The organism is Nocardioides sp. (assembly GCF_036493135.1).
Classification (GTDB): domain Bacteria; phylum Actinomycetota; class Actinomycetes; order Propionibacteriales; family Nocardioidaceae; genus Nocardioides.
Genome location: NZ_DASXQG010000076.1, coordinates 1 through 5,814, shown reverse-complemented (window position 1 = coordinate 5,814; position 5,814 = coordinate 1). Strand labels below are relative to the sequence as shown.

Annotated in this window: 5 protein-coding genes and 1 pseudogene; 2 read left to right on the top strand and 4 right to left on the bottom strand. The window is 69.4% G+C overall.

Going from position 1 to position 5,814, the window contains the following annotated elements; all coding sequences use genetic code 11:
- On the top strand, positions 1-705 hold a 705-nt coding region (locus tag VGJ24_RS14695; protein WP_331501380.1), incomplete at its 5' end, for an MFS transporter.
- Positions 706-729: 24 nt separating this feature from the next.
- On the opposite strand, the gene VGJ24_RS14690 is transcribed toward VGJ24_RS14695, so the two are convergent.
- The 4 genes from VGJ24_RS14690 to VGJ24_RS14675 form a co-directional block, all read right to left on the bottom strand.
- The gene (locus VGJ24_RS14690; protein WP_331501379.1) at positions 730-2,112 is read right to left on the bottom strand and encodes a glutamate decarboxylase; all 1,383 of its coding nucleotides are present in this window, start codon (positions 2,110-2,112) and stop codon (positions 730-732) included.
- Positions 2,113-2,174: 62 nt separating this feature from the next.
- Positions 2,175-3,104 (bottom strand): hypothetical protein, encoded by a 930-nt coding sequence (locus tag VGJ24_RS14685; protein WP_331501378.1) that lies wholly within the window; start codon positions 3,102-3,104, stop codon positions 2,175-2,177.
- 92 nt (positions 3,105-3,196) lie between these two features.
- Positions 3,197-3,868, bottom strand: coding sequence for an FMN reductase (locus VGJ24_RS14680; RefSeq protein WP_331501377.1), 672 nt, complete (start codon positions 3,866-3,868; stop codon positions 3,197-3,199).
- Positions 3,865-5,046: an LLM class flavin-dependent oxidoreductase gene (locus VGJ24_RS14675; protein WP_331501376.1), complete on the bottom strand. Its 1,182-nt coding sequence runs from the start codon at positions 5,044-5,046 to the stop codon at positions 3,865-3,867. The genes VGJ24_RS14680 and VGJ24_RS14675 overlap by 4 nt, the downstream gene beginning before the upstream one ends.
- 115 nt (positions 5,047-5,161) lie before the next feature.
- On the opposite strand from VGJ24_RS14675, the pseudogene VGJ24_RS14670 reads away from it, so the two are divergent.
- Positions 5,162-5,814, top strand: a pseudogene (locus VGJ24_RS14670) (hypothetical protein); the annotation flags it as partial.

Below are 5,814 nucleotides of genomic sequence, written 5' to 3'. Positions count from 1 at the left end.
CAGCAGTTCCTCCAGAACGTGCTCGGCTACTCCACCTTCGAGGCCGGGGCGGCGATCATCCCCGCGGCCGTGATGATGGTCCTGATCGCGCCCCGGTCCGCCCGGCTGGTCGACACCCACGGGTCCCGCTTCACGCTGTTGACCGGGTACGTGTTCGTGCTGCTCGGCTTCCTCACGATGCTGCTGCTGTGGAAGGAGAACATCTCCTACTGGAAGGTGGGGCTCGGCTACGCGTTCGTCGGCGCCGGCGTCGGCTTCGCAGGCACTCCGGCGTCACGCTCGCTCACGGGCGCGGTCCCGGTCCGGCGCGTCGGCATGGCGTCGGGGACGGCGGACCTGCAGCGCGACCTCGGCGGCGCGATCATGCAGTCGATCTTCGGCGCCCTCCTGACCGCCGGCTACGCGTCGGCCTTCGCCACCCAGATCGGATCGTCGTCGGAGGCCGGGGACGTCTCCACCAGCACGCAGTCCGCCCTGACCAAGTCCTTCGACAGTGCCAGTGCCATCGCCCAGCAGAACCCGCAGTACGCGAACCAGATCACGGCGGCGGCCAAGTCGTCGTTCCTGTCCGGAGACCAGTGGGCCTACGGTGCGGGGATCGCTGCGGTCGTCATCGGGTTCCTCATCGTTCGCCTGCTCTTCCCGTCCCGGGATGACGAGGACCGGCTGCTCGTCGCGTACCACGACGAGGACACCCCTTCCTGAGCTCAGCCTCCTGAGAATTCAGACTCAGTACCCGCTGCCGCTCTTGACCTGCGCACGCTCGACGGGGTGAGCCCCGCCCTTGGCATCCAGGGTCGTGCAGGCGGCGATGATGTCCTCGGTCAGGCGGTCGACCTGGCCCCGGCTCATCGTCTCCTTGACCAGGGCGCGGAGGATCTTCACGTTCTCCGCGTTCGGCGGCAGGGTGTACGCCGGCACCATCCAGCCACGTTCGGCCGTGAGCTGCCAGGCGACGTCGGACTCGTCGTAGCTCCCGTGGTCGCCCGACAACCGGAACGCGACCAGGGGCAGCTGCTCGAGATCGCCGCCGATCACCTCGAAGCGGCCGGTGTCCTGCAGGTTCTTCGCCAGCGTCCCAGCGTTCTGCTGCATCTGCTGCATCACGTAGGTGTAGCCCTCGCGGCCGAGCCGGACGAAGTTGTAGTACTGCGCCAGCACCATCGAGGCGCCGGTCGAGAAGTTGAGGGTGAACGTCGCGTCGGTCTTGCCCAGGTAGTTCTCGTAGAACACCAGCTTCTCGGCCAGGTCCGAGGTCTCCCGGAAGACCAGCCAGCCGATCCCGGGGTAGACCAGGCCGTACTTGTGACCCGACACGTTGATCGAGCGGACCTGCTCGAGTCGGAAGTCCCAGGCGGTGTCCGGGTAGAGGAACGGCCAGACGAACCCACCGCTGGCACCGTCGACGTGCAGCGGGATGTCGAGTCCCTTGTCGGCCTTGACGTCGAGCAGCAGCTGGTTGATGCCGGTGATGTCGTCCATGTGTCCGGTGAACGTCGTACCGAGGACCGCCGCGACGCCGATGGTGTTCTCGTCGAGGTACGGCGCGACGTCGTCCGGCCCGATCGTGTACTTCCCCTCGGCGAGCGGGATGATCCGCGGCTCCACGTCGAAGTAGCGGCAGAACTTCTCCCACACGACGTGGACGTCTCCTCCGAAGACGAGGTTCGGCTGGTCCGTCGGCAGGTTGTCCGCCTCGCGGCGTTCCTTCCACTTCCACTTCAGGGACACCGCGCCGAGCATGATCGCCTCGGAAGATCCCTGGGTGCGACAGCCGGTCGTCTCGCCCGGAGCATGGAAGAGGTCGGCGAGCATCCGGATGCAGCGCTGCTCGATCTCGGCCGACACGGGGTACTCGGCATGGTCGATGAAGTTGCGGTGCAGGTTCTCCGCGATGATCCGCTGCGCCTCCGGCTCCATCCAGGTGGTGACGAACGTGGCCAGGTTGCGCATCGGATCGCCCTCGAGGGCGAGGTCCTCGCCCACCAGTCGCATCGCGTCGGTGGGGCTCATCCCCGACGCCGGGAACGAGGTCGACGGCACCTCCTCGGTGAGGAAGCGGTTGCCGAAGAGGTTCGTCTCACGTTGATTCTGCTCCGCTGTCAGGGCCATGGCCGTGAGTCAAGCAGCCTCGCCGCTGCCGTGGATCCCACGCGACGGACGATGTGGTGCGGCTACGGCCGGCCCGGCTGCGCCCCGCCCGCGGTGACCGCCGGAGCGGGGGCCGGGCGCTCGAAGAGCTGCAGGAACCCGCCGATGACGAAGCACACCGCGCCGGCGAAGGTGCCCCAGTTGACCAGACCAAGGTCCACCGCGGTGGAGGTGGCGGGCCGCGTGAACGCCGCGACCCCGGCCAGGAAGAACAGCACCGACCCGATCTGGTTCACCGCCACGATCCACCAGCCCATGTCGTCTGTGCGGATCCCGATCCTGCCGTGGCACACCTCGAGCAGCGCCAGATGTCCGGAGACCAGGAAGCAGATGCAGCCGAGCATGTCGGGCAGCCAGATCCAGCCGTTGGACTGTCGAGCGGTCAGGTTCTCCGCGAACGCGGCCACCAGGCTGAGGCCGAAGAAGAGCGTCCCCACGAACAGCACCATCACGCTGAGCCAGCCGATCTGGTGCGGCCGCCACCGCCACCAGCTCCAGGACGGGGAGCTCAACGACCCGCTCTCGTCGATGTCCGTCGGCGTGTTCGATGCCTGCACCACGGAGGCGTAGCCCCCGAGACTGAAGAAGACGCCGCCGATGAGATAGACCACGTCGGCGGTCCGGATCGGGCCGACGCCGTACTCCGCGAGCAGTGGGCCGAGCGCGAAGAGCGAGCCGCCGATCACGAAGGCCACCGCGGCCACCGCGTTGACCCGAGCCATGCGCAGCGCCGTCGATGGCCGCGAGTCGACGACGCCCGTCACCTGCCCCTGAGAGTCGCGGACCTCCATCCGCCCCCGGCGACGGGCGGCCCGTGACGCCCAGCGCACGGACGTCCCGTCAGCTCGGTGCCAGGTGATCGCTGTGGTGAACCAGCCCGACCGCTCGACGCGGCCCAGGGCCCAGCGACCCGGACGAACGAATCCCAGGCCCTGGTGGGCGTCCTCAGACACCCGAGTGAACCTAACAGGCCGGGTCGGTCAGCCCGGTCGATCGTTCCGACCGGCACTCCCGCGCTGGGCGGGTCGGCGCGACGCCCGACTGATCACTGCTGGTCGAGCAGGTCCTCGAACGGCGTCGGATTCTTGAACGGGTCGTTCGGGAGAAGCGGGTCGTTCGGGAGAGTCGGGTCGTTCGAGAAAGTGCTGCGACGGAGGACCTTCGCGGCCAGCTCGCCGGCGGCGCGGTCGATGCGGGCGGAGAGCGAGCCGGCGCGGACGGAGCCGGCCCCGAAGTTCTCGCCGGCCCCGAAGTCCTCGCCGGCCCCGAAGTCCTCGCTGCCCGCGAACACCGCGGTCGGTACGACGTCGGCGCGCAGGTAGGCGAAGAGCGGCCGCATCGCGAACTCGAGCACGAGGGAGTGGCGGGTGGTGCCGGCCGTGGCGGCCATCAGGACCGGCTTGCCCTCGAGGGTGCCGTCCTCGAGGACGTCGAAGAACATCTTGAAGAGGCCGGAGTACGAGCCGGTGTAGACCGGCGTGACCGCGATCACCGCGTCGGCCTCGGCCACTCGGCGTACGGCGTCGGCGAGGGCGCCGGTGGGGAAGCCGGTGAGGGCGTTGTCGGTGATCTGGTGCGCGAGGTCGCGCAGCTCGATCACGTCGTACGACGCCGGCTCGCCGAGGTGACCTGTCGTCGCCTTGCCGAGGGAGTCGGCCAGGATGCGGGTCGACGACGGGACCGAGATGCCGGCGGAGATCACCACGATGTCCGTCATGCGGTGACCTCCTCGTCGGCCTCCAGGCGGCCCTCCTCGTACGCCGGAGACTCCGGGCCTCCCACGAGCGCCGAGTCCTTCTGCTCGTTGGTCTCGAGACGGCGCCGGCGCGCCTCCTCGATCAGCGATCGGTGCGTCGGGGCGTCGGGGACGTGGGCGGGCTTGCGGGCGGCGAACTCGCGACGGAGCACGGGCACGACCTCCTCGCCGAGCAGGTCGAGCTGTTCGAGGACCGTCTTCAGCGGGAGGCCGGCGTGGTCCATCAGGAACAGCTGGCGCTGGTAGTCGCCGGCGTAGTCACGGAAGCCGAGGGTGCGCTCGATGACCTGCTGCGGAGAGCCGACGGTGAGCGGAGTCTCGCGGGTGAAGTCCTCCAGTGACGGGCCGTGGCCGTAGACCGGGGCGTTGTCGAAGTACGGACGAAACTCCCGCACGGCGTCCTGGCTGTTGTGCCGCATGAACACCTGGCCGCCGAGGCCGACGATCGCCTGGTCGGCGGTGCCGTGGCCGTAGTGCTCGAAGCGACGGCGGTAGAGGTCGACCATGCGCTGCGTGTGCGACGTCGGCCAGAAGATGTGGTTGGCGAAGAACCCGTCGCCGTAGTACGCCGCCTGCTCGGCGATCTCGGGGGAGCGGATCGAGCCGTGCCAGACGAACGGCGGTACGCCGTCCAGCGGGCGCGGCGTCGAGGTGAAGCCCTGGAGCGGCGTGCGGAACTTCCCCTCCCAGTCCACGACGTCCTCGCGCCAGAGCCGGTGGAGGAGGTGGTAGTTCTCGATCGCGAGGTTGATGCCCTCGCGGATGTCCTTGCCGAACCACGGGTAGACCGGGCCGGTGTTGCCGCGGCCCATCATCAGGTCGACGCGGCCGTCGGTGAGGTGCTGGAGCTTGGCGTAGTTCTCTGCGATCAGCACCGGGTCGGTGGTCGTGATCAGCGTCGTCGACGTCGAGAGGATCACGCGCGACGTCTGGGCGCCGATGTAGGCGAGCGTCGTGGTCGGGGCGGACGCGATGAACGGCGGGTTGTGGTGCTCGCCGACCGCGACGACGTCGAGCCCGACCTCCTCGGCCTTCTTCGCGATCTCGATGGTCGCCTTGATCCGCTCGTGCTCGGTCGGCGTCCGGCCCGTCGTCGGGTCGGGCGTCACGTCGCCCACGGTGAAGATGCCGAGCTGCATGTCCCTGCCTTCTGGTCGTTGCGGTTTCAACTACGTGAGTAACGCTCGCAGACCCCTCATGATTCCCTCTCCGGCGCACTGGCGCTCTGCCCTTCCATCGGACGACGATGCATCCATGCGACGGTGGGGGGCGGCGTTGGCCGCGGGCGTGGTCTCGGTCGGGCTGACGGCGAGCGGTCTCGGGACGGCGAGCGCGGGGACTCCCCAGCACCGGACCACCCAGCACCGGGCCGCGCATCAGCGAACGACTCATCCCCGCCGGGTGACCGTCGGTGACCGACGCCTGCACCGCTGCCGCATCGGTGCCGGGCGCACGACGTACTGCGGCTCGATGCGGGTGCCGCTGGACTACCACCACCGGGGCTCGGCCACGATCAAGGTCGGCTTCGGCTGGGTGCCGAGCAGTCGGCGATCGACGGGGACGCTGCTGGCGATGGAGGGCGGGCCGGGATACCCCTCGACCGGCACCTCCGGCGACTTCGCGGTCATGTACGGCGACCGGCTGCTGCGTCACCGCGACCTCCTGCTCGTCGACGCGCGCGGCACCGGCCGCTCGACCCCGCTGCGATGCCCGCGGCTGCAGGGCCTCCCGTCGCCGTCGCCGCGCTTCCAGTCGGCGCTCACCGCGTGCGGCCGCCGGCTGAACCACACCTGGCGTCGCGCGAACGGCCACTGGGCCCACGCCTCCGACCTCTTCACCACCGCCAACACCGCGCGCGACGTCCACCAGGTCCTGGGCGCCCTGCACCTGCGCGACGTCGACCTCTA